The organism is Microbacterium hydrocarbonoxydans (assembly GCF_000956475.1).
Lineage (GTDB): Bacteria > Actinomycetota > Actinomycetes > Actinomycetales > Microbacteriaceae > Microbacterium > Microbacterium hydrocarbonoxydans_A.
Genome location: NZ_JYJB01000010.1, coordinates 567,529 through 588,494, shown reverse-complemented (window position 1 = coordinate 588,494; position 20,966 = coordinate 567,529). Strand labels below are relative to the sequence as shown.

General features: G+C 68.8%; 21 protein-coding genes. 12 read left to right on the top strand and 9 right to left on the bottom strand.

Annotation, left to right across the window (positions count from 1 at the left end):
• Positions 1–72: 72 nt before the first annotated feature.
• From RS84_RS15410 to ligA, 3 genes are all read left to right on the top strand, one after another.
• A complete protein-coding gene (locus RS84_RS15410; RefSeq protein ID WP_045258651.1) occupies positions 73–1,230 on the top strand; it encodes a cysteine desulfurase family protein in 1,158 nt (385 codons plus the stop codon).
• A gap of 89 nt (positions 1,231–1,319) precedes the next feature.
• Positions 1,320–2,417, top strand: a complete 1,098-nt coding sequence (mnmA, locus tag RS84_RS15405) for a tRNA 2-thiouridine(34) synthase MnmA (RefSeq protein WP_082062269.1) — start codon at positions 1,320–1,322, stop codon at positions 2,415–2,417.
• Positions 2,418–2,476: 59 nt separating this feature from the next.
• A complete protein-coding gene (ligA, locus tag RS84_RS15400; RefSeq protein ID WP_045258649.1) occupies positions 2,477–4,798 on the top strand; it encodes an NAD-dependent DNA ligase LigA in 2,322 nt (773 codons plus the stop codon).
• 3 nt (positions 4,799–4,801) lie between these two features.
• Here the strand turns inward: ligA and RS84_RS15395 are convergent, their stop codons facing one another.
• Genes RS84_RS15395 through RS84_RS15380 form a run of 4 tightly spaced genes read right to left on the bottom strand, consistent with a single transcriptional unit; the run spans position 4,802 to position 9,230 of the window.
• Entirely contained in the window at positions 4,802–5,077 is a 276-nt protein-coding gene (locus RS84_RS15395) for an acylphosphatase (protein WP_045258648.1), read from the bottom strand.
• The gene (locus RS84_RS15390; protein WP_045258647.1) at positions 5,074–5,628 is read right to left on the bottom strand and encodes a GNAT family N-acetyltransferase; all 555 of its coding nucleotides are present in this window, start codon (positions 5,626–5,628) and stop codon (positions 5,074–5,076) included. Before RS84_RS15390 ends, RS84_RS15395 begins: the two co-directional genes overlap by 4 nt.
• Positions 5,629–5,663: 35 nt before the next feature.
• Complete coding sequence (locus RS84_RS15385) at positions 5,664–7,484, bottom strand: DEAD/DEAH box helicase (RefSeq protein ID WP_052676398.1); 1,821 nt, start codon at positions 7,482–7,484, stop codon at positions 5,664–5,666.
• 45 nt (positions 7,485–7,529) lie between these two features.
• Positions 7,530–9,230, bottom strand: a complete 1,701-nt coding sequence (locus tag RS84_RS15380; RefSeq protein WP_045259242.1) for a long-chain-fatty-acid--CoA ligase — start codon at positions 9,228–9,230, stop codon at positions 7,530–7,532.
• A 66-nt stretch (positions 9,231–9,296) separates the two neighbouring features.
• Between RS84_RS15380 and gatC the strand changes: the two genes are divergently transcribed.
• From gatC to RS84_RS15350, 6 genes are all read left to right on the top strand, one after another.
• Positions 9,297–9,596, top strand: a complete 300-nt coding sequence (gene gatC, locus RS84_RS15375) for an Asp-tRNA(Asn)/Glu-tRNA(Gln) amidotransferase subunit GatC (protein ID WP_082062221.1) — start codon at positions 9,297–9,299, stop codon at positions 9,594–9,596.
• Entirely contained in the window at positions 9,593–11,110 is a 1,518-nt protein-coding gene (gene gatA / locus RS84_RS15370; RefSeq protein ID WP_045258644.1) for an Asp-tRNA(Asn)/Glu-tRNA(Gln) amidotransferase subunit GatA, read from the top strand. Before gatC ends, gatA begins: the two co-directional genes overlap by 4 nt.
• Positions 11,110–12,624, top strand: a complete 1,515-nt coding sequence (gene gatB, locus RS84_RS15365; protein WP_045258643.1) for an Asp-tRNA(Asn)/Glu-tRNA(Gln) amidotransferase subunit GatB — start codon at positions 11,110–11,112, stop codon at positions 12,622–12,624. The genes gatA and gatB overlap by 1 nt, the downstream gene beginning before the upstream one ends.
• A 128-nt stretch (positions 12,625–12,752) precedes the next feature.
• Positions 12,753–14,009, top strand: a complete 1,257-nt coding sequence (gene dinB, locus RS84_RS15360; protein ID WP_045258642.1) for a DNA polymerase IV — start codon at positions 12,753–12,755, stop codon at positions 14,007–14,009.
• Between the two features lie 38 nt (positions 14,010–14,047).
• On the top strand, positions 14,048–14,377 hold the full coding sequence (locus tag RS84_RS15355; RefSeq protein ID WP_045259241.1) for a hypothetical protein: 330 nt from the start codon (positions 14,048–14,050) through the stop codon (positions 14,375–14,377).
• The gene (locus RS84_RS15350) at positions 14,361–14,942 is read left to right on the top strand and encodes a hypothetical protein (protein WP_082062220.1); all 582 of its coding nucleotides are present in this window, start codon (positions 14,361–14,363) and stop codon (positions 14,940–14,942) included. Before RS84_RS15355 ends, RS84_RS15350 begins: the two co-directional genes overlap by 17 nt.
• Positions 14,943–14,962: 20 nt before the next feature.
• On the opposite strand, the gene RS84_RS15345 is transcribed toward RS84_RS15350, so the two are convergent.
• From RS84_RS15345 to RS84_RS15335, 3 genes are read right to left on the bottom strand one after another with little or no spacing between them, the layout of a single operon-like run.
• Positions 14,963–15,457, bottom strand: coding sequence for a DUF2017 family protein (locus RS84_RS15345; protein ID WP_045259239.1), 495 nt, complete (start codon positions 15,455–15,457; stop codon positions 14,963–14,965).
• Complete coding sequence (gene clpS / locus RS84_RS15340; RefSeq protein ID WP_045258641.1) at positions 15,454–15,750, bottom strand: ATP-dependent Clp protease adapter ClpS; 297 nt, start codon at positions 15,748–15,750, stop codon at positions 15,454–15,456. The genes RS84_RS15345 and clpS overlap by 4 nt, the downstream gene beginning before the upstream one ends.
• Positions 15,747–16,094: a metallopeptidase family protein gene (locus RS84_RS15335; RefSeq protein ID WP_414738826.1), complete on the bottom strand. Its 348-nt coding sequence runs from the start codon at positions 16,092–16,094 to the stop codon at positions 15,747–15,749. The genes clpS and RS84_RS15335 overlap by 4 nt, the downstream gene beginning before the upstream one ends.
• A 100-nt stretch (positions 16,095–16,194) precedes the next feature.
• Between RS84_RS15335 and RS84_RS15330 the strand changes: the two genes are divergently transcribed.
• Genes RS84_RS15330 through RS84_RS15320 form a run of 3 tightly spaced genes read left to right on the top strand, consistent with a single transcriptional unit; the run spans position 16,195 to position 18,963 of the window.
• Entirely contained in the window at positions 16,195–17,712 is a 1,518-nt protein-coding gene (locus tag RS84_RS15330; RefSeq protein ID WP_045258639.1) for a glycosyltransferase family 39 protein, read from the top strand.
• Positions 17,709–18,467 (top strand): polyprenol monophosphomannose synthase, encoded by a 759-nt coding sequence (locus RS84_RS15325; RefSeq protein WP_045258638.1) that lies wholly within the window; start codon positions 17,709–17,711, stop codon positions 18,465–18,467. The genes RS84_RS15330 and RS84_RS15325 overlap by 4 nt, the downstream gene beginning before the upstream one ends.
• Positions 18,460–18,963: a GtrA family protein gene (locus RS84_RS15320; protein ID WP_045258637.1), complete on the top strand. Its 504-nt coding sequence runs from the start codon at positions 18,460–18,462 to the stop codon at positions 18,961–18,963. Before RS84_RS15325 ends, RS84_RS15320 begins: the two co-directional genes overlap by 8 nt.
• Here RS84_RS15320 and RS84_RS15315 read toward each other — a convergent pair.
• Positions 18,912–20,273 (bottom strand): sensor histidine kinase, encoded by a 1,362-nt coding sequence (locus tag RS84_RS15315; protein WP_045258636.1) that lies wholly within the window; start codon positions 20,271–20,273, stop codon positions 18,912–18,914. The genes RS84_RS15320 and RS84_RS15315 overlap by 52 nt on opposite strands.
• Positions 20,270–20,953 (bottom strand): response regulator transcription factor, encoded by a 684-nt coding sequence (locus RS84_RS15310; RefSeq protein WP_235281505.1) that lies wholly within the window; start codon positions 20,951–20,953, stop codon positions 20,270–20,272. Before RS84_RS15310 ends, RS84_RS15315 begins: the two co-directional genes overlap by 4 nt.
• Between the last annotated feature and the right edge of the window lie 13 nt (positions 20,954–20,966).

Here is a 20,966-nt window from a genome sequence, read left to right as displayed (position 1 = left end):
CGCCCGGGTGTCACGACTCGGTGCACTCGGTTCCTCGAGCCAAGGGCGTGAAAATAGGGGAGAGTTGTAGGGATGCGCCATTACCTCGACCACGCCGCCACGTCTCCGCTCCGCCCGGAGGCGCGTGCGGCATGGCTGCAGGCCGCGGACGTGGTCGGCAACGCCTCCTCGACGCACGGAGCCGGTCAGGATGCGCGGAGGGTTCTCGAGGAGTCGCGCGAGCGCATCGCCGCGATGCTCGGCTGCGAGCCGATCGAGGTTGTGCTGACCTCTGGAGGAACCGAGGCGATCAACTTCGCGATCCGCGGGCTCTGGGCCGCGCGCCGCTCGGGTGCGGAAGACATCGTGATGCCGGATGCCGAGCACCACGCCACCATGGACACGGTCGCCGCCCTCGTCGCGGAGGGCGCTGTCCTGCATCCCGTCGCGGTGTCTCTCGAAGGCCGGATACCCGTCGCCGACTTCGCAGCCGCACTGCCGGGCGCGGCTCTCGCGACGGCGCTCATCGCCAACAACGAATCAGGCACGGTGAACGACGCGGCCGCACTGTCGCAGGCATCTGCCGAGGCGCAGGTACCGCTGCACCTCGACGCGGTCGCTGCGCTCGGACACCTTCCCGTGTCGTTCTCCGCGTTGCGCGGCGACGCTCCGGCGGGGGCGGGACTCGTCGCTCTCAGCGTCGCCGGCCACAAGATCGGCGCCCCCGTCGGTGTCGGCGCAGCCGTCATCGCCCGCAGTGCGCGGATCGCCCCGCTCCTGCACGGCGGGGCCCAGCAGCGGAGTCTGCGCGCAGGCACGCAGGATGTCGCCGGCGCGGCCGCGTTCGCGGTGGCGCTCGAGCTCGCAGAACGCGAGCGCGCGTCGGAGGGGGATCGCCTGCGCGCTCTTCGCGATCGGCTCATCCAGGGCATCCGCGCGCGCATCCCTGCCGCGGAGCTGCTCGGCGACCCGGTGCACCGGCTGCCCGGGAACGCGCAGGTCCTGTTCCCCGGCGCCGTGGGCGAGAGCCTGCTCTTCCTTCTCGACATGGCGGGGATCGCCGCGTCCACGGGGTCGGCATGCCAGGCGGGCGTCGCCGAGCCCTCGCACGTCGTGATGGCGATGGGACGCAGCGAGCAGGATGCCCGCAGCGTGCTGCGCTTCTCACTCGGTCGCACGACGACGGATGCCGATGTGGACGCGGTGCTCGCGGTCATCGAGGACGCGTATCGCCGCGCATCGGGTTCCTGACCACCCCTCGGCCCGGTTCTTGAGCGAGCACGCCGGAGGCGAGCGAGACGAAGGGGCCCCACTCAGCTGACCCCTCGTAGACTGGGGTGATGCGTATTCTGGCGGCCATGAGCGGGGGAGTCGACTCCGCCGTCGCTGCGGCGCGCGCGGTCGATGCGGGGCACGACGTGGTCGGGGTGCATCTCGCCCTCTCTCGTGCAGGGGGAACTCTGCGCACCGGCAGTCGCGGCTGCTGCACGATCGAGGACGCTCTCGACGCCCGCCGCGCTGCCGACCTTCTCGGGATCCCCTTCTACGTGTGGGACTTCTCGGAGCGCTTCCGCGACGATGTGATCGCCGACTTCGTCTCCGAGTACCAGGCGGGGCGCACGCCGAATCCGTGCATGCGCTGCAACGAGAAGATCAAGTTCGCCGCACTCCTCGAGAGGGCGCTCGAGCTCGGCTTCGACGCGGTCTGCACAGGACACTACGCCAACCTTGTCTCGACAGAGACCGGTCTCGAGCTGCACCGGGCCGCGGACGACGCCAAGGACCAGTCGTACGTGCTGGGCGTTCTCACGGCCGAGCAGCTCGCACACACCTACTTCCCGCTGGGCTCGACACCCTCGAAGGCGCTTGTCCGCGCGGAGGCAGCCGAGCGCGGACTGAGCGTCGCGCAGAAGCCCGACAGCCATGACATCTGCTTCATCCCCGATGGCGACACGCGAGGCTGGCTGGCCGAGAAGGTCGGCTCGGAGACGGGCGACATCGTCGACCGCTCGGGGGCGGTCGTCGGCACGCATGAGGGCGCCCACTCGTTCACGGTCGGACAGCGCCGAGGCCTGAAGCTGGGCGTGCCGGCATCCGACGGCAAGCCGCGGTTCGTGCTCGAGGTGCGCCCCGTCTCGAACACCGTCGTGGTGGGTCCGAAAGAGGCCCTTGCGGTCCGGGAGATCTCCGGGACCCGGTTCAGCTGGGCGGGCGCGGCGCCGACCGCGGACGAGTTCGCCTGCGAGGTGCAGATCCGGGCGCATGCGGAGCCGGTTCCGGCATCCGCAACCGTGACCGCCGACGGAGTGGTGGTCGTGCCCGAAGTCTCGCTCGACGGCGTCGCCACCGGCCAGACGGCCGTGCTCTATGTCGGCACCCGCGTGCTGGGGCAGTTCACGATCGATCGCACGGTCTCCGCTGTTCCGGTCGACGCCTGAGTCTCTGCCCGACGGCGGGAACGCCGTGGCATGTCGGCGCCCGCTCGTAGACTGAACGGGTGCCGGAGAACATCTCACTGGAAGCCGCCCGTACCGAGGCTGACGAGTTGACCACTCTCATCCTCGAGGCGAAGGACGCGTACTACGGTCGCGACACCTCTGTCGTCGACGACGCCACCTATGACGGGTGGATGCGACGCCTCGAAGAGCTCGAGAGGCTGCATCCCGAACTGCAGGGGCAGGACTCTCCGACCCAGATGGTGGGCGCCGCGCAGGCGACGGGCCTCGCGACGATCGAGCACGCCGAGCGGATGCTCAGCCTCGACAACGTGTTCTCCATCGACGAGCTGAGGGACTGGGCTGCGAAGACACGGGCCGCTGCGGGGCGCCATGTGAACTGGCTCACCGAGCTGAAGATCGACGGCCTCGCCATCAACCTGCGCTACGAGAACGGCGTTCTGACGTCCGCTGCGACCCGTGGCGACGGGCGAGTGGGGGAGATCGTCACCGAGAACGCGCTGCGGCTGCCGGAGATCCCCGCCCGGCTCTCCGGCGAAGGACACCCCGAGATCGTCGAGGTGCGCGGCGAGGTCTTCATCCCTGTGGCGGCCTTCGAAAGGCTGAACGCGGCGCAGGCGGCGTTCCGCGATCGGGCCTACGCCGACTCGCTCGCGCGCTGGGAGGCCCGCCCTGGGGCCAAGAAGCAGCCCTTCGACGAGGAGAAGGCTCGCGCCGCGGCCGCACGCAGATTCCCCGCGTTCGCGAATCCGCGCAACGCCGCCAGCGGCGGGCTTCGTCAGCAGATCGACAAGAAGGACGGGCTCGAGCTCGAAGCCGGCCTGCTGCGCATCGAGTCCCTCGCACTGTACGTGCACGGCATCGGCGCCTGGCCGAACCCGCCGGTCGCCGCTCAGAGCGAGGTGTACGAGCTTCTCGCCGAGTGGGGCCTGCCCACGAGTCCGCACTACCGGGTCTGCGCGGACATCGACGATGTCGTCGCGTTCGTCGAGCATTTCGGCGAGCATCGTCACTCGGTCGAGCATGAGCTCGACGGCATCGTCGTGAAGGTCGACGAACTCGAGCTGCACGACGAGCTGGGCATGACCAGCCGGGCGCCGCGCTGGGCGATCGCCTACAAGTACCCCCCGGAAGAGGTTCAGACGACGCTGCTGGACATCGTGGTATCGGTGGGCCGCACGGGCCGGGCGACGCCGTTCGCGGTGATGGCGCCCGCGCACGTGGCGGGCTCCGTGGTGCGCCAGGCGACGCTGCACAACAAGGATGTCGTGAAGGCGAAGGGTGTGCTCATCGGCGACACCGTCGTTCTGCGCAAGGCCGGGGATGTCATCCCCGAGGTTCTCGGTCCGGTCGTCGAGAAGCGCGACGGCACCGAGCGCGAGTTCGTGATGCCCGCCGATTGCCCGGAATGCGGGACGCCGCTGCGTGCGATGAAGGAGGGCGACATCGACCTGCGGTGTCCCAACGCCCGCTCCTGCCCGGCGCAGGTGCGCGGCAGGGTCGAGCACATCGGGTCACGAGGCGCTCTCGATGTCGAAGCGCTCGGTGAGGTCACCGCCGCAGCCCTCACGCAGCCGACGTTCCCCGATACCCCGCCGCTCGAGACGGAGGCGGGTCTGTTCTCCTTGACGATCGATCAGCTGGTGCCGATCGAGCTCGTCGTGAAGGATGCCGAGACGGGCCTTCCCAAAGAGGACGACGACGGCGTGGTCAAGACGCGTGCGCCGTTCCGACGCAACCCCAGCTCGGCGGAACGCAAGCAGGGGCTCACCGGTCCCCAGCCGTCGTCACAGGCGATCACGCTTCTCGCTGAGCTGGAGAAGGCGAAGACCAAGGAGCTGTGGCGGCTTCTCGTCTCGCTGAACATCCGGCACGTCGGCCCCGTCGCCGCACGCGCGCTGGCGCAATGGTTCGGGTCGCTCGATGCGATCCGCGCAGCATCGCGCGACGAACTGGCGGCGGTCGAAGGAGTCGGAGGCATCATCGCTGATTCGCTGCTCGCCTGGTTCGAGGTGGACTGGCATCAGGAGATCGTGCAGCGGTGGGCGGATGCCGGTGTGCAGTGGTCGACGCCGGGTCATCCCGGGCCCGGCGCAGCCGTCGCCGAAGGCGGGGTGCTCGACGGCCTCACGGTGGTCGCGACCGGTTCCCTCGACGGATACACGCGCGACGGCGCCCAGGAGGCCATCATCAAGGCAGGCGGAAAGGCGGCGTCGAGCGTCTCGAAGAAGACCGACTTCGTCGCGGCCGGACCCGGTGCAGGGTCGAAGCTCGCGAAGGCCGAAGAGCTCGGCATCCGCGTGCTCGACGCCGCGCAGTTCCACATCCTGGTCACGGAAGGACCCGACGCGCTCGGGGACTGAGTCTCAGATCGTCGGGCGGAATTCGAAGTCGACGGCGGTCGCCTCGTCGATGGCGGCGACGTCGATGCTGTCGACCCGGGCGTGCTCGGGGCCGCGACGCAGTTCCGCGAGGACCGCGTCGACGTCCTCGGCCGCGCCGTGGAGCTCGGCCTCCACCGTGCCGTCACGGCGGTTGCGGACCCACCCGGTCACGTGGTGCGCCTCAGCGACGTTCCGCGTGAACCAGCGGTAGCCGACCGCCTGCACGCGGCCGTGCACGCGAACGCGTCTGGACGTCATGCGGATCCTTCCGAGAGCCGTTTCGTGTGCCGGAGTTCGCGCAGCGCGGTGGCGCCTCCGGCATCCGCGGTCTTCTCCGTGCCGTCGGCGAGCCAGCCGTGTCGCTCGTAGAAGCGCGAGGCACGGTCGTTGCCGTGCAGCACCCACAGGTAGGCGGCATCGAACCCCGCCTCGCGGAGCCCTTCCGCGACCCCGGTGATCAGCGCGTGACCGACGCCGGTCGACCAGGCGCTGGGATGCGCGTACAGGCCGGCGAGTTCCCCGAGATGAGCGGTGCCATCATCGCGCCCTGGACCATATGTCGCCCATCCCACGATGCGTCCGTCTTCGATCGCCACCAGCATCCGATGTGCTGGCTCGTTGTATCCGATCGGAGGCAGGCCTGCGTCGGAGCGTGATATCCAGCTCGCCCACATGGATTCGCGCGCATCGACGCTCTGCGCATCGAGGACGCGCTGGTCGATCAGCCCGACGTAGGCTGCTCGCCACGAGTCCACGTGCACTTCGGCGATGCCGCGAGCGTCGTCGACCCGCGCTGCTCTGATGATCATCGATCCACGCTAGCGCGCCGTGATCGACACCGTACTCAGTCCTTGTGGCGGGGCTTGCGGAAGGTCCTGTCGTCGCGGTCCCCGCGGGCCGGGCGATCGTCGCGATCACCGTACGAGGGACGGTCGCGACGCTCGAAGCGGTCGCCGTCGCGACGGGCGCCGCCGCGAGGTCCGCGGTCGGGCTTGATCTCGATCAGCCGACCCGAGATGCGGGTGTCGCGTAGCTTCTCGAGAACAGAGGGGTCCATGTTAGCCGGCAGCTCGACGGTCGAGAAGTCGGGGCGGATGTTGATCACTCCGAAGTCGTCGCGGCCCAGCCCGCCCTCGTTAGCGAGAGCGCCCACGATCTGACGCGGCTCGACGCGGTGGCGGCGACCGACCTCGATGCGGTAGGCGGTGTAGTCGCCGCGCCCGCGCCGCTCGCCGCGGGGCTCGCGGTCGGAACGCGGAGCACGTTCGCGCTGCGGCCGGTTATCGGACTCCACTGCGCGCGAGAGCGGGTCGTTCGTCGGGTCGAGGAGCAGCGGGGTGTCGCCCTGCGCGACGACCGCGAGAGCGGCGGCCACATCGGACTCCGGCACGTCGTTGTTGCGCACATAGTGCGCGATGATGTCGCGGAACTTCTCGATGCGATCGGTCTCGGCCAGAGCCGTCGTGATCGCGTCGTCGAACCTGGCGAGACGCGTGGTGTTCACGTCATCGGTGCTCGGCAGCTGCATCTGCGTCGGCTCCTGGCGCGTCGCGCGCTCGATCGACTTGAGCAGGTAGCGCTCGCGCGGGGTGATGAAGCTGATCGCGTCGCCCTTGCGACCGGCGCGGCCGGTGCGGCCGATGCGGTGCACGTACGACTCGGTGTCGGTGGGGATGTCGAAGTTGATGACGTGGCTGATGCGCTCGACGTCGAGGCCGCGTGCGGCGACGTCGGTGGCGACGAGGATGTCGAGCTTGCCGTCCTTGAGCTGATTGACGCTCCGCTCGCGCTGCACCTGAGGGACGTCGCCGTTGATGGCCGCCGCGGAGTAGCCTCGGGCGCGCAGCTTCTCGGCGAGCGTCTCGGTCTCGTTCTTGGTGCGGACGAACACGATCATGCCGTCGAAGTTCTCGACCTCGAGGATGCGGGTGAGCGCGTCGACCTTCTGCTGGTACGACACCACGAGGTAGCGCTGAGTGATGTTCGTGCCGGTCGCGGTCTTCGACTTGATGCTGATCTCCTCCGGCTCGCGCAGGTACTTCTGCGCGAGACGGCGGATCTGCGGGGGCATGGTCGCGGAGAACAGAGCGACCTGCTTCTCGGCGGGCGTCTGCGCGAGGATCTGCTCGACATCCTCGGCGAAGCCCATCTTCAGCATCTCGTCGGCTTCGTCGAGCACGAGGTACTGCAGTTCGGAGAGGTCGAGCGTGCCCTTGGCGAGGTGGTCCATGATGCGACCGGGGGTGCCGACGACCACATGCACGCCGCGGCGAAGGGCCGACAGCTGCACGCCGTAGCCCTGTCCGCCGTAGACGGGCAGCACGTGCACGCCCTTCATCTTCGAGGCGTACGACTCGAAGGCCTCGCAGACCTGAAGTGCGAGCTCGCGCGTGGGAGCGAGCACAAGGGCCTGCGGGGTCTTCTGCGAGATGTCCAGACGCTCAAGCACGGGCAGCGCGAAGGCCGCGGTCTTGCCGGTTCCGGTCTGCGCCATGCCGACGACGTCGCGGCCGGACAGCAGCGTCGGGATCGTGGCGGCCTGGATGGGGGAGGGCGTCTCGTAGCCGAGGTCCTTGATGGCCTTGAGGACGGGCCCGGTGATGCCGAGCTCCTCGAATCCAGGGGTCTCGGGGGCGTCGGTGGGCACAGCGTCTTCTTCAGTCACTGACCAAGGGTAGCGTGATCGACTGCGCCGCGCCTGGGCGCGCGGTCAGGAACCCGTCGTCAGGGCGACGAGCTTCTCCTTCACCTGGCGGCGGAGCACCTTGCCGATCAGCGACTTCGGCAGCTCGTCCACGACGAAGATGCGGCGCGGCACCTTGTAGGGGGTCAGGATGCTGCGCGCGAACTCCCGGATCGCCTCGACGTCAACGTCTTCTGCGCCGTCCACGACGACCGCCGCCACAACCTCCTCGCCGGAGTGATCGCTCGGAAGGCCGATCACGGCGGCATCCGACACCTGTGGATGCTGGCGCAGGGCGTTCTCGACCTCGGTCGGTGCCACGTTGAAGCCGCCCGTGATGATGAGCTCCTTGATGCGGTCGACAATGCGCACGAAGCCGCTCTCGTCGATCGTGACGATGTCGCCGGTGCGGAACCAGCCGTCCACGAACACGGCCTCGGTCTCCTCGGGCTTGCCGTAGTAGCCGCCGAACACCTGCGGTCCCCGCACGACGAGTTCGCCCGCGGAGCCTGCGGACACGTCGACGGTCGGATTCTCCGGGTCGACGACGCGGCACTCGGTGCCGGGAAGCGGCAGTCCCACGGTGCCCGGCACCCGGTTGTCGGCGACCGGGTTGGCCATCAGCACGGGAGAGCACTCGCTGAGCCCGTAGCCCTCGACGAGATACCCGTGCGTGGCTTTCTCGAAGGGGACCACGAGCTCGTGCGGCAGTGCCATCGCCCCGGAGATCGCCACCTCGACACCCTCGAGCGAGATGCCCTTGGCGTTCGCCGCCGACAGCAGGCGGTCGGCGATCGGCGGCACCAGGGGGAGGAAGGTCGCCGGATGCTTCTTCATGACGTCGAGTACCAGATCGGGCTCGAACTTCGGGAAGAGGACGAGGCGCGCGCCCATCGACATCGCGAAGGTGAGGCACAGCGTGAGCCCGTAGGCGTGGAACATCGGCAGCACCGCGTAGACGACGCAGCCCTTGCCGCGCTGGATCGACGGCACCCACGCCTGTGCCTGTGCGGCGTTCGCGAGCAGGTTGCGGTGGGTGAGAGCGGCGCCCTTCGGCGTGCCCGTGGTGCCCGAGGTGTACTGGATGATCGCGAGGTCGTCTGTGCGCGGGCGGGGGTGGGATGCCGCGAGCGGCGCGCTGCGGATCAGGGCCTCCCACACGACGGTGTCGCGCACGCCTGCGGTGAGAGCGGCTCGGGACTCTCGCGCCTTCGCGACGGGGAGCCGCAGCGCGACGCGCGTGAGAAAGGGCATGGCGCGGGTGACGTCGACAGAGATCAGGCTGGACACCGCAAGGTCTGCAGGGAACTCCTGGACGGTGGCGACGACCTTGTTCCACACGATGGCGTGCTTGGCACCGTGATCCTCGAACTGCTTGCGGAGCTCTCTCGGCGTGTAGAGCGGGTTGTGCTCGACCACGACGGCGCCGAGGCGAAGCACGGCGTAGAAGGCGACGATGTGCTGCGGACAGTTCGGCAGGACGATCGCGACGGGATCGCCTGCCTTGACGCCCAGATCGCGAAGGCCTGCTGCGGCCCGGTCGATCGCATCCTGAAGGTCCGCGTAACTGGTCTCACGGCCGAAGAACTGCAGCGCAGGAGCATCCGGATAGTCCCTGGCGGATGCCGCGACGATGTCGATCAGCGAGCCGTCGACGGGGGCGAGATCTTCGGGGACTCCGGCGGCGTAGCTGGCGACCCAAGGGCGAGGAGGCTGGAACGTGCTCACGAGGTACACCCTATGGCGACTCGTGCCATGGATCGGTGAAGGACGGCCTCCAAGTAGACTGGCCGGGTGTCTGAAATCACCCCTGATCTTGTGCGCCATCTCGGCGTGCTCGCGCGCATCCAGCTGAACGACGACGAGGTGACGCGGCTCACGAGCGAGCTCGATGCCATCGTCGACAACATCGCCAAGGTGTCCGAGGTCGCCACGGCCGACATCGTCGCGACGAGCCACCCGATTCCGCTGAGCAACGTGTTCCGTCCCGACGAGGTGGGGCACACCCTCACCCACGAGCAGGTGCTCCAGAACGCACCCGACCAGGCCGACGGCCGCTTCCGCGTGACCGCGATCCTGGGAGAAGAGCAGTGAGCGACATCATCCGTCTGACCGCGGCCGAGCTCGCGGACAAGCTGGCCTCCCGCGAGGTCTCCAGCGTCGAGGCCACTCGGGCTCACCTCGATCGCATCGCCGCCGTGGACGGCGACGTGCACGCCTTCCTTCACGTGAATGAGGGCGCCCTCGCCGCGGCCGCAGACATCGACGCGCGACGCGCGGCGGGCGAGCAGCTCGGGCCGATCGCCGGTGTTCCTCTGGCCATCAAGGACGTCCTGGTCACGACGGACCAGCCGACCACCAGCGGCTCCCGCATCCTCGAAGGATACCGGTCGCCGTACGACGCGACGGTCGTCGCCCGCTCGCGCGCGGCGGGTCTTGTCCCGCTCGGCAAGACCAACATGGACGAATTCGCCATGGGATCGTCCACCGAGCACTCCGCCTACGGTCCGACCCGCAACCCGTGGGATCTCGACCGCATCCCCGGTGGCTCCGGTGGCGGTTCGGCCGCGGCAGTGGCAGCCTTCGAAGCTCCTCTCGCACTCGGCTCCGACACGGGCGGATCGATCCGTCAGCCTGCTCATGTGACCGGCACCGTCGGCGTGAAGCCGACCTACGGCGGCGTGAGCCGCTATGGTGCGATCGCTCTGGCCTCCAGCCTCGACCAGGTCGGTCCCGTCACCCGCACGGTGCTCGACGCCGGGCTGCTGCACGACGTGATCGGCGGGCACGATCCGCAGGACTCGACCTCGCTGACTGATGCCTGGCCGTCGTTCGCGGATGCCGCCCGCGAGGGTGCGCGCGGCGATGTGCTGAAGGGCCTCAAGGTCGGCGTCATCCGCGAGCTGCCCGACAGCGGGTTCGACCCAGGCGTGGCGGCATCCTTCCGAGCCTCGCTGGCACTGCTCGAGGCGCACGGAGCCGAGCTCGTCGAGATCGGCGCCCCGCACTTCGAGTACGGCGTCGCGGCCTACTACCTGGTCCTCCCGGCGGAGGCGTCCAGCAACCTGGCGAAGTTCGACTCGGTGCGCTTCGGACTGCGCATCACTCCTGACGGCACCCCGACCGTCGAGGACGTCATGTCGGCGACGCGCGACGCGGGCTTCGGTGACGAGGTCAAGCGCCGCATCATCCTCGGCACCTACGCGCTGTCGGCCGGCTACTACGACGCGTACTACGGCAGCGCGCAGAAGGTCCGCACGCTGATCCAGCAGGACTTCGCCACGGCGTTCGCCGACGTCGACGTGATCGCGACTCCGACGGCCCCGACCACGGCTTTCAAGCTGGGGGAGCAGCTGGACGACCCTCTGCAGATGTACCTGAACGACTTCACCACGATTCCGGCGAACCTCGCGGGCGTTCCCGGCATCTCGATCCCGAGCGGGCTCTCCGACGACGACGGGCTGCCCGTCGGCATCCAGTTCCTCGCTCCTGCTCGTGAGGACGCACGCCTCTACCGAGTCGGCGCGGCTCTCGAAGCCCTGCTGCTCGATTCGTGGGGAGCGCCGCTTCTCAGCCGAGCACCCCAGCTGAACGGAGGGAACCGCTGATGGCCACGGCGAAGCTCATGGACTTCGACAAGGCGCTCGAGATGTTCGAGCCGGTGCTCGGTTTCGAGGTGCACGTCGAGCTCAACACGAAGACCAAGATGTTCTCGGGCGCCCCGAACCCGGCGAACGAGGCGTATCACGCGGCGGAGCCGAACACGCTCATCGCTCCCGTCGACCTGGGTCTTCCCGGCTCGCTGCCCGTCGTGAACGCGACGGCGATCCGCTCGTCGATCAGCCTGGGCCTTGCCCTGGGCTGCTCGATCGCGGAGTCGAGCCGCTTCGCGCGCAAGAACTACTTCTATCCCGACCTGGGGAAGAACTACCAGATCTCCCAGTACGACGAGCCCATCGCCTATGAGGGATCCGTCGAGGTCGAGCTCGAAGACGGCACACTCGTGCAGATTCCGATCGAGCGCGCGCACATGGAGGAGGATGCCGGCAAGCTGACCCACATGGGCGGTTCGACCGGTCGCATCCAGGGCGCGGAGTACTCCCTCGTCGACTACAACCGCGCCGGTGTTCCGCTGGTCGAGATCGTCACCAAGACGATCTTCGGCACCGAGCACCGTGCTCCCGAGGTGGCCAAGGCCTACGTGCAGACGATCCGCGACATCGTGCGGAGCCTGGGCATCTCGGAGGCTCGGCTCGAGCGCGGCAACCTGCGGTGCGACGCGAACGTGTCGCTGCGTCCTCGCGGCCAGGAGAAGCTCGGAACGCGCACCGAGACGAAGAACGTCAACTCGATGCGCTCGGTCGAGCGGGCGGTCCGCTACGAGATCCAGCGTCAGGCCCAGATTCTCGCCGACGGCGGCACCATCACGCAGGAGACCCGGCACTGGCACGAGGACACCGGGACCACCTCTCCAGGGCGTCCCAAGTCGGATGCGGATGACTACCGGTACTTCCCGGAGCCCGACCTTCTGCCGGTTCGCCCGGCACCCGAGCTGATCGAAGAGCTTCGCGCCGCGCTGCCCGAGCAGCCGGTCGCACGCCGCCGCCGCCTGATGGCCGAGTGGGGCTTCACCGACCTCGAGTTCCAGGACGTCCGCAACGGCGGTCTCCTCGAGGTCGTCGAGGCGACGATTGCGGCCGGGGCGGCGCCTGCCGCCGCTCGCAAGTGGTGGACCGGTGAGATCACGCGTATCGCGAACGCTCAGGAGAAGGACGCCGCAGAGCTGATCAGCCCCGAGAACGTCGCGGCTCTCCAGCAGCTGGTCGATGCGGGCACGCTGACCGACAAGCTCGCACGTCAGGTGCTGGAGGGCGTCATCGCGGGCGAGGGCACTCCGCAGGAGGTCGTTGACGGCCGCGGCCTCGCCGTGGTCTCGGACGACGGCGCCCTGATCGCCGCGATCGACGAGGCGTTCGCGGCACAGCCCGACGTGCTCGCCAAGATCAAGGACGGCAAGGTGCAGGCCGCCGGCGCCGTGATCGGCGCCGTCATGAAGGCGATGAAGGGCCAGGCGGATGCCGCGCGCGTGCGCGAGCTGACCCTGGAGCGCGCCGCGCAGTAGCGTTTCGACAGGTTCAGCGACCCGAGAATCGCTGAGCCTGTCGGCCCTCCCTGGTCCCTGAGGGTGTCGACCGCGCCGAAGCCCTGACCCTGTCGAACGGTGTCGGTGGCACGGGGGAGAATAGACGCATGGGACATGGCGACGGGAGCGGGCGGCTCGTGTCTCCCGTCGGCGCCGACGACTCCGGCACCCGGATCCTGCACGTCGACATGGACGCCTTCTACGCCGCCGTCGAGATACTCGACGATCCGACTCTGCGGGGTCTTCCGCTGATCATCGGCGCGCCCGACGGCCGCTCGGTCGTCTCCAGCGCGTCCTACGAGGCACGGCGTTACGGCGTCCACGCCGCGATGCCGGTGGCGCAGGCGATCCGGCTGTGCCCCTCGGCGCGCATCGTGATGCCGCATTTCCATCGCTATCAGGAGGTCTCGCGCCAGGTGATGGCGATCTTCGAGTCGATCACTCCGCTCGTCGAGCCGCTGTCCGTCGACGAGGCGTTCCTCGACGTGCAGGGCGTGCGCAGGCTCTGGGGCAGCCCGGCGCAGATCGCCCGGGTCATCCGGGAGCGGGTGCGGGACGAGGTGGGCATCACCTGCAGCGTGGGCGTGGCCGCGACGAAGCACGTCGCGAAGATGGCGTCGACGATCGCGAAGCCGGACGGGATGCTCGTCGTCCCGGCGTCAGCGACTCTCGAATTCCTCGCCCCGCGGCCCGTCAGAGCCATGTGGGGCGTCGGTCCCAAGGCCGCAGAGTCTCTGGAGGCGCGCGGCATCCGCACGATCCGCGACATCCGCGAGTCGTCTCAGGACATGCTCGATCGCGCGGTGGGTCCCGCCCTCGGCGCCCGTATCGCCCAGCTCGCCCGCGGTCATGACGCGAGGGCCGTCGACACCGAACGCGTCGAGAAGAGCGTCGGCCACGAGGAGACGTTCGACGTCGACATCACAGACCGGGTGTTCCTGCGCTCCGAGCTGCTCCGGCTCGCCGATCGGGTGGCCGCACGACTTCGGCGAGCGGATTGGGAAGCCGGGACCGTGGCGATCAAGGTGCGTTTCGACGACTTCCGCACGGTGAACCGGTCGCAGACGCTTGCGGAGCCGACGGCGGTGGGGCAGCGCCTCGGCGAGGCTGCTCAGACGCTCTTCGAGCAGATCGCGAGCAGGGATCCGGTGCGTCTGGTCGGCGTGCGGGCCGAGAAGCTGCGACCGGCCGGGGGCGGTGGCATCGGTCTCTGGGACGACGATGAGGACTGGCGCCGGGTCGAAGGGGCCGTCGACTCAGCGGTCGCGCGTTTCGGCACCTCCACGATCACGAGAGCCCGGCACCTCGGCCGTGACGAGGGACGAGGCACGGCCCGACATCCGAAGGCCCGCGGGCTGGATTGACGGGTCATCCGGGCGGCACCTGGGCTAGCGTGGGTGGCATGCCGAACATTGCAGTGGAACTGGGAAAGAACGCCGGCTCGCTCGGCGTCAACAGCGCCTACGGCGCGACGCAGACGGTCGACGGCGCGGAGTTCACTCCCGTCGCCCTGACCTGGACGGGCTTCGGGGGCGGATCCGGGGGAGCGGAAGGAGCCGAGGGCGAGGGCGGTGGCGGCGGTGGCGTCGCGATCCCGCTCGGCGTCTACATCCGTCGGGAGGAGGGCCTGCGCTTCGAGCCCAACCTCGTGTCTCTGCTCGCGGTCGCGATTCCCTTCGTCTGGATCGCAGGTCGCGCGCTCAGCCGCATCATCCGTGCCCTCAAGAAGTGACGATCCCGTCGCCGTCGCCTTGGAGCGCGCGGCGGCGGTCATCGAATCCGACGTGCGAGCGCTGGCAGCCGCGAACCCCGTGGTCCTGATCGACGGGCGCAGCGGGGCGGGGAAGACCTCTCTCGCGCGGCGTCTCGCCGACAGGTGGCCGGTCGCAGGTCCCGTGCAGCTCATCGCCCTCGACTCGATCTATCCCGGCTGGGACGGACTGGATGCCGGAGTCGAGCACGCTCTGGAGCGCATTCTCAAGCCGCATGGGCGCGGCTACCACAGCACCTGGCACCGCTGGGATTGGGAGCGCGACGCGCAGGCGGAGAGTTACGCCGTCAACCCGGCTCTCGGCCTGATCGTCGAGGGCAGCGGCCTCCTGACGCCCGCGACCGCGGGGATCGCGGACGTCGCCGTCTGGGTCGATTCGGGCGACGCAGGGCGCAAGGCCCGGGCTCTCGCCCGCGACGGGGAGACCTACCGGCCGCACTGGGATCGCTGGGCCGAGCAGGAGCTCCGACACATCCAGCGCGACGACCCGCGCTCCCTTGCCACCCGTGTCGTGGCCGTGCCCTGAGGGGTCAGGGATCCCGCGCCTCAGAAGCCCTGTTCTTCGGCGGCCTCGATGAGCAGTTCCAGGCGATAGCCGAGCCAGTCGTACACTCCGAACCGGGCGTCGTCCGGGTCGTGATGCTCTTCACTGTCGATCCCGAGGCGCGTCGCGATCACGAGCCTGAGGGCCGTGAGCGTCCGCAGCCACGCGTCGAGATCTTCCACGGGGATGCCTCGCTCACGCTCTGCGAACAGCTTCTCCTCGGCCATGGTGACGAGCTCCTGCTCGGTCGACGCGAGCGCGGCCACCACGGTCGCGGCGTCCGCATCCCGCCGGCCCAGCAGGTCGTCCTCCGTCGCTGCCCGGAACTCGTGCGCGGCGTCGGAGTCACCCGGATACGGACTCGGCGTCAGTCGCGCGACTGCCGGGTCTGCAGAATCGCGCTCTGCGCCGATCAGCTCGCGGAAGTCCTCGATCAGGTGGCGCAGCTGCAGCTCTTCGGCGGGCGCCAGGCGCACCTGCACGATCCCTGCGCTCACTGCGAAGCCCTCCGCACGGTCGCCCACAGGCCGAAGTCGTGCATGGCCTGGGCGTGAACCTCCATGACCTCGCGGGGTCCTGTCGCAACGATCGCGTGCCCGTCGTGGTGCACAGCGAGCATCAGCTGCGTGGCCTTCTCGTGCGAATACCCGAAGTAGGTGCGGAACACGCGGACGACGTAGCTCATCAGGTTGACCGGATCGTTCCACACGACCGTCTGCCAGGGTTCGATGGGCGCGGCGCCCAGGTCGAGCTGCTCGTCGAGGTCGGGGGTGCTTACAGGCGTGCTCATGCCCAGCCCAACTCGTGCAGCTGGTCGTCGTCGATGCCGTAGAAGTGTGCGATCTCGTGCACCAGCGTGGTGTGCACCTCGTCCCGGAGCTCCTCATCGGACTCGCACTCCGTCAGATGCGGCTCCCGGTAGATCACGATCCGGTCCGGGAGCTCACCCATGCCGTATCCGCCCCGCTCAGTGAGCGCGAGACCGTCGTAGAGACCGAGAAGATCCAGGCTTCCGTCCTCCGGGCGATCTTCGACGACGAACACGACGTTGTCCAGGCCGTCGACCATGTCATCCGGCAGCCGGTCGAGTTCGTCGACCACGAGCTTCTCGAAGGCGTCAGCATCCATCTCCATCATCGTCCAGCCTATTGCCGTCCGAGATCATGTGAGTTCTCTCATGATTCGATGCGCGTTCTCCGGGCTGATGGCGAAGTAGCCGGACGAAGCTGTCTGCATGGTCACTCTGGATCGTCCTGTCATCGTCGGCCCTGGCACCGCTCCGGCGCCTCGGCCGGTGATGCGGGCGGGCCTATGGATAGGCCTGGCCGTCGCGCTCGTCTCATATGCGGGTGCGGGAATCCCCTCGTACTGGGGTGACGAGGCGGCCAGCGTGCTGTCGGCCCAGCGCTCCTGGCAGAGTCTCGCGGCCGAGCTGACCACGGTCGACGCCGTGCATGGTCTGTACTACGCGCTTCTGCACGTCTGGATCGATCTGTTCGGCACCAGCGAGTGGTCGACGCGCGCGCTCAGCTCGATCGGGATCGGATTCCTCGCTGGCGGAGTCGTCGTGCTCGGACGCCGCTGGTTCGATAACAGGACGGCCGTCCTGGCGGGCCTGCTCGTCCCGTTGATTCCGCGCGCCGGTGTGCTCGCCGTGGAAGCACGAGGCTATGCGCTCGCTGCTGCAGCGGCGGTCTGGGTGACGATCCTGCTTGTCCGCATCGTGGATCGGCGTTCCGGGCGTGCGGCCTGGCTGCTGTACGGTGCGGCGGTCGCAGTGAGCGGCACCCTGTTCCTCTATCTGCTGCTCATGCCTCTGGTCCACGCGTCGTGGCTGCTCGCGCAGCGCGCGCTGCCTCGTGAGGCGGTCCGACGCTGGGTGGGTTCCCTGGCAGTCGCCGCCGTACTGGCTGCTCCGATCGTGATCAGTGCGGCCCTGCAACGGGGGCAGGTCGCGTTTCTCGCGCATCGTGGATACATGTCGCCGCGCGGATGGTTCGTGACCCCGTGGTTCGTCCACCTCGGGCCGGCCGTGCTGCTTCTCGCGATCCTTCTGATCGGACTCGTGACCGTTCTTCGCAGACGTGGTGCTGCGCCAGGTGCTCTGCCGAGTGCGGTGTGGCTGCTCACGCCCGCCGCGGTTCTCGTCGTGCTCGACATCTTCGTGTCGCCCACATACAACCCGCGATACCTCTCGATCAGCCTGGGCGCTGTCGCGCTGCTCGTCTCTTCCGGGGTCTGGGCCGTCATCGACCTCGGTCGTCGGCTGACCGCCAGAGGCGGCGTCCTCACTTCCGTCGCTCTGATCGCGATCGCAGCCGTCGTTCTCGTGCCCGAGTTCGTGCACCAGCGCACATCGTTCGCGAAGGACGGGGGAGCCGACGGCCGCGCTGCAGCCATGGTGGTCGCGTCGCGGAGCGAGCCCGGAGACACGATCCTGTTCGGGACCGGCACTCGGCCGTCCCGCGCACCGAGGCTGATCTACCGGCTGTATCCGGAGGCCTTCGAAGGTCTCGAGGACCCGCAGCTCATCACGCCGGCCGACGAGACGAGCGGCCTGTGGGATCGCATGGGCGTCGTCGCCGACCTCGCGCCCGGACTGGGCGACGGCACAGTCTGGCTGCTCGAGACCGGTTCGACCGGCTCGGCTCAGGATGACGTCGCGGCGCTGCAGCGCGCGGGGTTCACACAGGTGTCCCGGACGGACGTCCACCGCACCATCGTCTACGAGTTCCGGAAGGGGTCATCATGAACGCGCGCACGGTCGTGATTCTGCCCACCTACAACGAGATCGAGTCGCTGTCCGAAGTGGTCGGGAGGCTGCGTAGCAGCGCCCCCGAGGTCGACATCCTCGTGGTCGACGATGCGTCGCCCGACGGCACCGGTGAACTGGCCGATCTGCTCAGCTCCCGAATCTCGCAGGTGCACGTCTTGCACCGCACGGCGAAACAGGGGCTCGGCCCGGCGTACATCGCCGGCTTCGAGGAGGCTGTCGCGCACGGGTACGGGGTGATCGTGCAATCGGATGCCGATGGCTCGCATCGACCGGAGGACCTCCCTCGCATGCTCGCCGCCCTCGCCGACGCCGACGTCGTGATCGGCTCCCGTTGGGTGCGCGGCGGGGCAGTGGCGAGATGGTCGCCTCAGCGCTATCTCCTCTCGCGAGCGGGCAGCGTTTACGCGAGAGCGATGCTGAGACTGCCGCAGAAGGACATCACCGGCGGGTACCGGGCCTTCCGCGTGGAGGCGCTGGAGCGGATCGACCCAGCCCAGGTGCTGAGTCGGGGGTATTGCTTCCAGATCGAGATGCTCGATCGCGCGGTGCGCAGCGGATGCCGGGTCGCGGAGGTGCCGATCGAATTCGACGACCGACTGCACGGGGAGTCGAAGATGTCCGTTCGGATCGTCCTGGAGGCGCTTCGGCAGGTTACGCGGTGGGGTATCCGTCGACGGATCGCGTCCAGTCGCGAGGAGCAGCCCCTGCAGATCGAGGCCGCGCGTGTCTGAGGGCGGCCGCTCCCGGGGCGGGGGTGTTCTCGCGCAGCTCGTGAAGTTCGCTGCCGTCGGCGGGATCGGCCTGATCGTCGACGTCGGCGTGTTCAACCTCATGCTGATGCACCACTCGCGGTCTTCGGAATGGCCGATGATCGCCAAGACCGCGTCGACCCTGTGTGCGATCGCCGCGAACTGGATCGGCAGCAGATGGTGGACGTTCCGCGAGCGCCGGAGAGCAGACGCCGCGCGCGAAGCGCTCGAGTTCCTGGTCGCCAGCCTTCTCGGCAGTGCGGTGGCCCTCGCCTGCCTCGCCGTGTCGCACTACATGCTCGGCCTGACCTCACCGCTCGCAGACAATGTCTCGGCCAACGTCGTGGGACTGTTCGCGGGCTCGGCCCTCCGGTTCGCGGCGTATCGCTGGTGGGTCTTCGCGGAGCGTCCGCAGCGCGCCCCGGCTCAGTCGGCGACGACCGCGAAGGTGACCACCACTGTGGCGCCGACTCCCTGACGATTCTCGATGACCGCGCGTCCGCCGGCCTTTGACGCGAGAGCCGCGACGATCGCGAGTCCGAGGCCGCTGCCTGCGTACGCCGGAGCACGACCGCGGACGAAGCGCTCGAATGCATGGGCCGCCACCTCGGGATCGAAGCCGCCGGCATCATCGGTGACCGAGAGACGCGCGCCTTCACAGTCGGCTTCGAACGCGACGGCGATGCGGACGTCGCGTCGTCCTGAAGCGGAGAGCGCGTTGTCCACGAGGTTGTCCACGACCCGGGTGAAGTCGTCGGCGCGGATGCGCAGCCTCATCTCCTCATCACGGATGTCGATCGTGAAATCGAGGTCGACGGCCCGCCCCGGCATCCGCTCCGCGCTGCGCAGGCGCAGCGCGTCCACGCTATCCGTGAGGGCGCCGACGAGTTCCCGGACTGCAGCCGACCCGACATCGTCGACTGCGTCGATGCGGGACAACCGCAGCAGCGAGTCGGCGATGCGCGTGAGACGGGCGAGCGTCGTGCGGGCATCGTGCACCGCGGCGGCATCGGCCGTGGCATCCGCTCCATCGATCAGCCCGAGCTGCGCATGCAGAACCGCCAGCGGATTGCGCAGCTCATGGCTCGCGTCGGACACCATCTGGCGTTCGCGCTCGTTCGCCGCGCGCATGCGCTCGAGCAGGTCGTTGAGCGTGCGTGCGAGGTCGGCGAGGTCGTCGTGGGCGTCACCCACAGGGAGAAGCTCTCCACGTCGCGCGACGACGAGGGTCTCCGCGCTGCGGCGCATCTGCTCGACAGGGCGCAGCGCCGCACCGGCGACGAACCACGAGCCTACGGCGAACACGAGCGCACCAACCGTCAGCACGAGCACCATCAGGCGCACCACATCGGAGAGCACGTCTTCGGCGATGTCCGTGTCACGAGTGGCGAGCACGTACCAGGTGCCGCCGGCTGTCTCAACCGGATCCACGTAGACGAAGAAGGTCGTATCGCCCGAGCGGACGTGATGCAGACGAGGGCCCTCCTCGATCACGTCAGACACGCGATCGACCAGACCCGCGGGGAAGGTGTTCATGCGCTCCGTGCCATCCGGTGCCACGATGGCCACGTGCTGCTTCACGCCGGGAGGCGGGAAACGCTCACCAGGGTCTTCCTCGATCGCCCCTCGGTACACCTCTGTGATCCCGTGCAGGATCGCGCGCTCCTTGTCGGCGACGATGCCGGTGAGGTGCATGTATACGACCGCCGACGCGCCGGCGAGCAGAAGCACCGCCACGATCGTGGAGCCGATCGTGATGCGGGCGCGCAGTGAGATCCGTCTTCTCATCGCTCGTCTCCACCCGGGATGAGCCGGAACCCGACACCTCGCACGGTCGCGATGCTGGTCTCGGAGCCTGCTGCGTCGAGCTTGCGGCGAAGGTATCCGACGTACTGATCGACGACGTTGGACTCGAAATGCTCAGAACCCCACACCTCCGTGAGCAGCGCTGTCCGCGAGACGGTTTCTCCTGCCCGCTGCACGAGGGCTCTGAGCAGATCGAACTCGCGTCTGCTCAGCTGCAGGCTCGCACCGTTCACTGCGACTGCGCCGCGTTCGACGGCGAGTGCGAGATCGCCGACGCGCCAGTGCAGCTGAGCGGCGGGGGCTCGCCGAGTGAGAGCCCGAAGGCGCGCGAAGAGCTCGGCGAAGTCGAACGGCTTGATCAGATAGTCGTCGGCGCCGGAGTCGAGCCCGTGCACGCGATCGTCGACGGCATCGCGCGCGGAGAGCATCAGCACCTTGATCGATCCGTCGATCTGCTTCAGCCGGCGGCACACTTCGAACCCGGTCATCCCGGGCATGTTCACATCGACGACCGCCAGATCGAACGCCCCGCTCGACGCGAGCGTGAGTGCCGCGACGCCGTCTTCCGCGGTCTCCGCGCGGTAGCCCTCTCGCTCGAGGTGCGTGGCCACGAGGCCGGCGAGCTGAGGCTCATCGTCGACGACGAGGATCCGGATCGGCACAGCGTGAGTCTAA

Excerpts from the sequence above, each read along its gene's own strand:
- RS84_RS15410 (WP_045258651.1), top strand. The coding sequence starts at position 73 with ATGCGCCATTACCTCGACCACGCCGCCACGTCTCCGCTCCGCCCGGAG.
- mnmA (WP_082062269.1), top strand. The coding sequence starts at position 1,320 with ATGCGTATTCTGGCGGCCATGAGCGGGGGAGTCGACTCCGCCGTCGCT.
- RS84_RS15395 (WP_045258648.1), bottom strand. The coding sequence starts at position 5,077 with ATGACGTCCAGACGCGTTCGCGTGCACGGCCGCGTGCAGGCGGTCGGC.
- RS84_RS15390 (WP_045258647.1), bottom strand. The coding sequence starts at position 5,628 with ATGATCATCAGAGCAGCGCGGGTCGACGACGCTCGCGGCATCGCCGAA.
- gatB (WP_045258643.1), top strand. The coding sequence starts at position 11,110 with ATGGCCACGGCGAAGCTCATGGACTTCGACAAGGCGCTCGAGATGTTC.
- dinB (WP_045258642.1), top strand. The coding sequence starts at position 12,753 with ATGGGACATGGCGACGGGAGCGGGCGGCTCGTGTCTCCCGTCGGCGCC.
- RS84_RS15355 (WP_045259241.1), top strand. The coding sequence starts at position 14,048 with ATGCCGAACATTGCAGTGGAACTGGGAAAGAACGCCGGCTCGCTCGGC.
- clpS (WP_045258641.1), bottom strand. The coding sequence starts at position 15,750 with ATGAGCACGCCTGTAAGCACCCCCGACCTCGACGAGCAGCTCGACCTG.
- RS84_RS15335 (WP_414738826.1), bottom strand. The coding sequence starts at position 16,094 with ATGGAGATGGATGCTGACGCCTTCGAGAAGCTCGTGGTCGACGAACTC.
- RS84_RS15330 (WP_045258639.1), top strand. The coding sequence starts at position 16,195 with ATGGTCACTCTGGATCGTCCTGTCATCGTCGGCCCTGGCACCGCTCCG.
- RS84_RS15325 (WP_045258638.1), top strand. The coding sequence starts at position 17,709 with ATGAACGCGCGCACGGTCGTGATTCTGCCCACCTACAACGAGATCGAG.
- RS84_RS15315 (WP_045258636.1), bottom strand. The coding sequence starts at position 20,273 with ATGAGAAGACGGATCTCACTGCGCGCCCGCATCACGATCGGCTCCACG.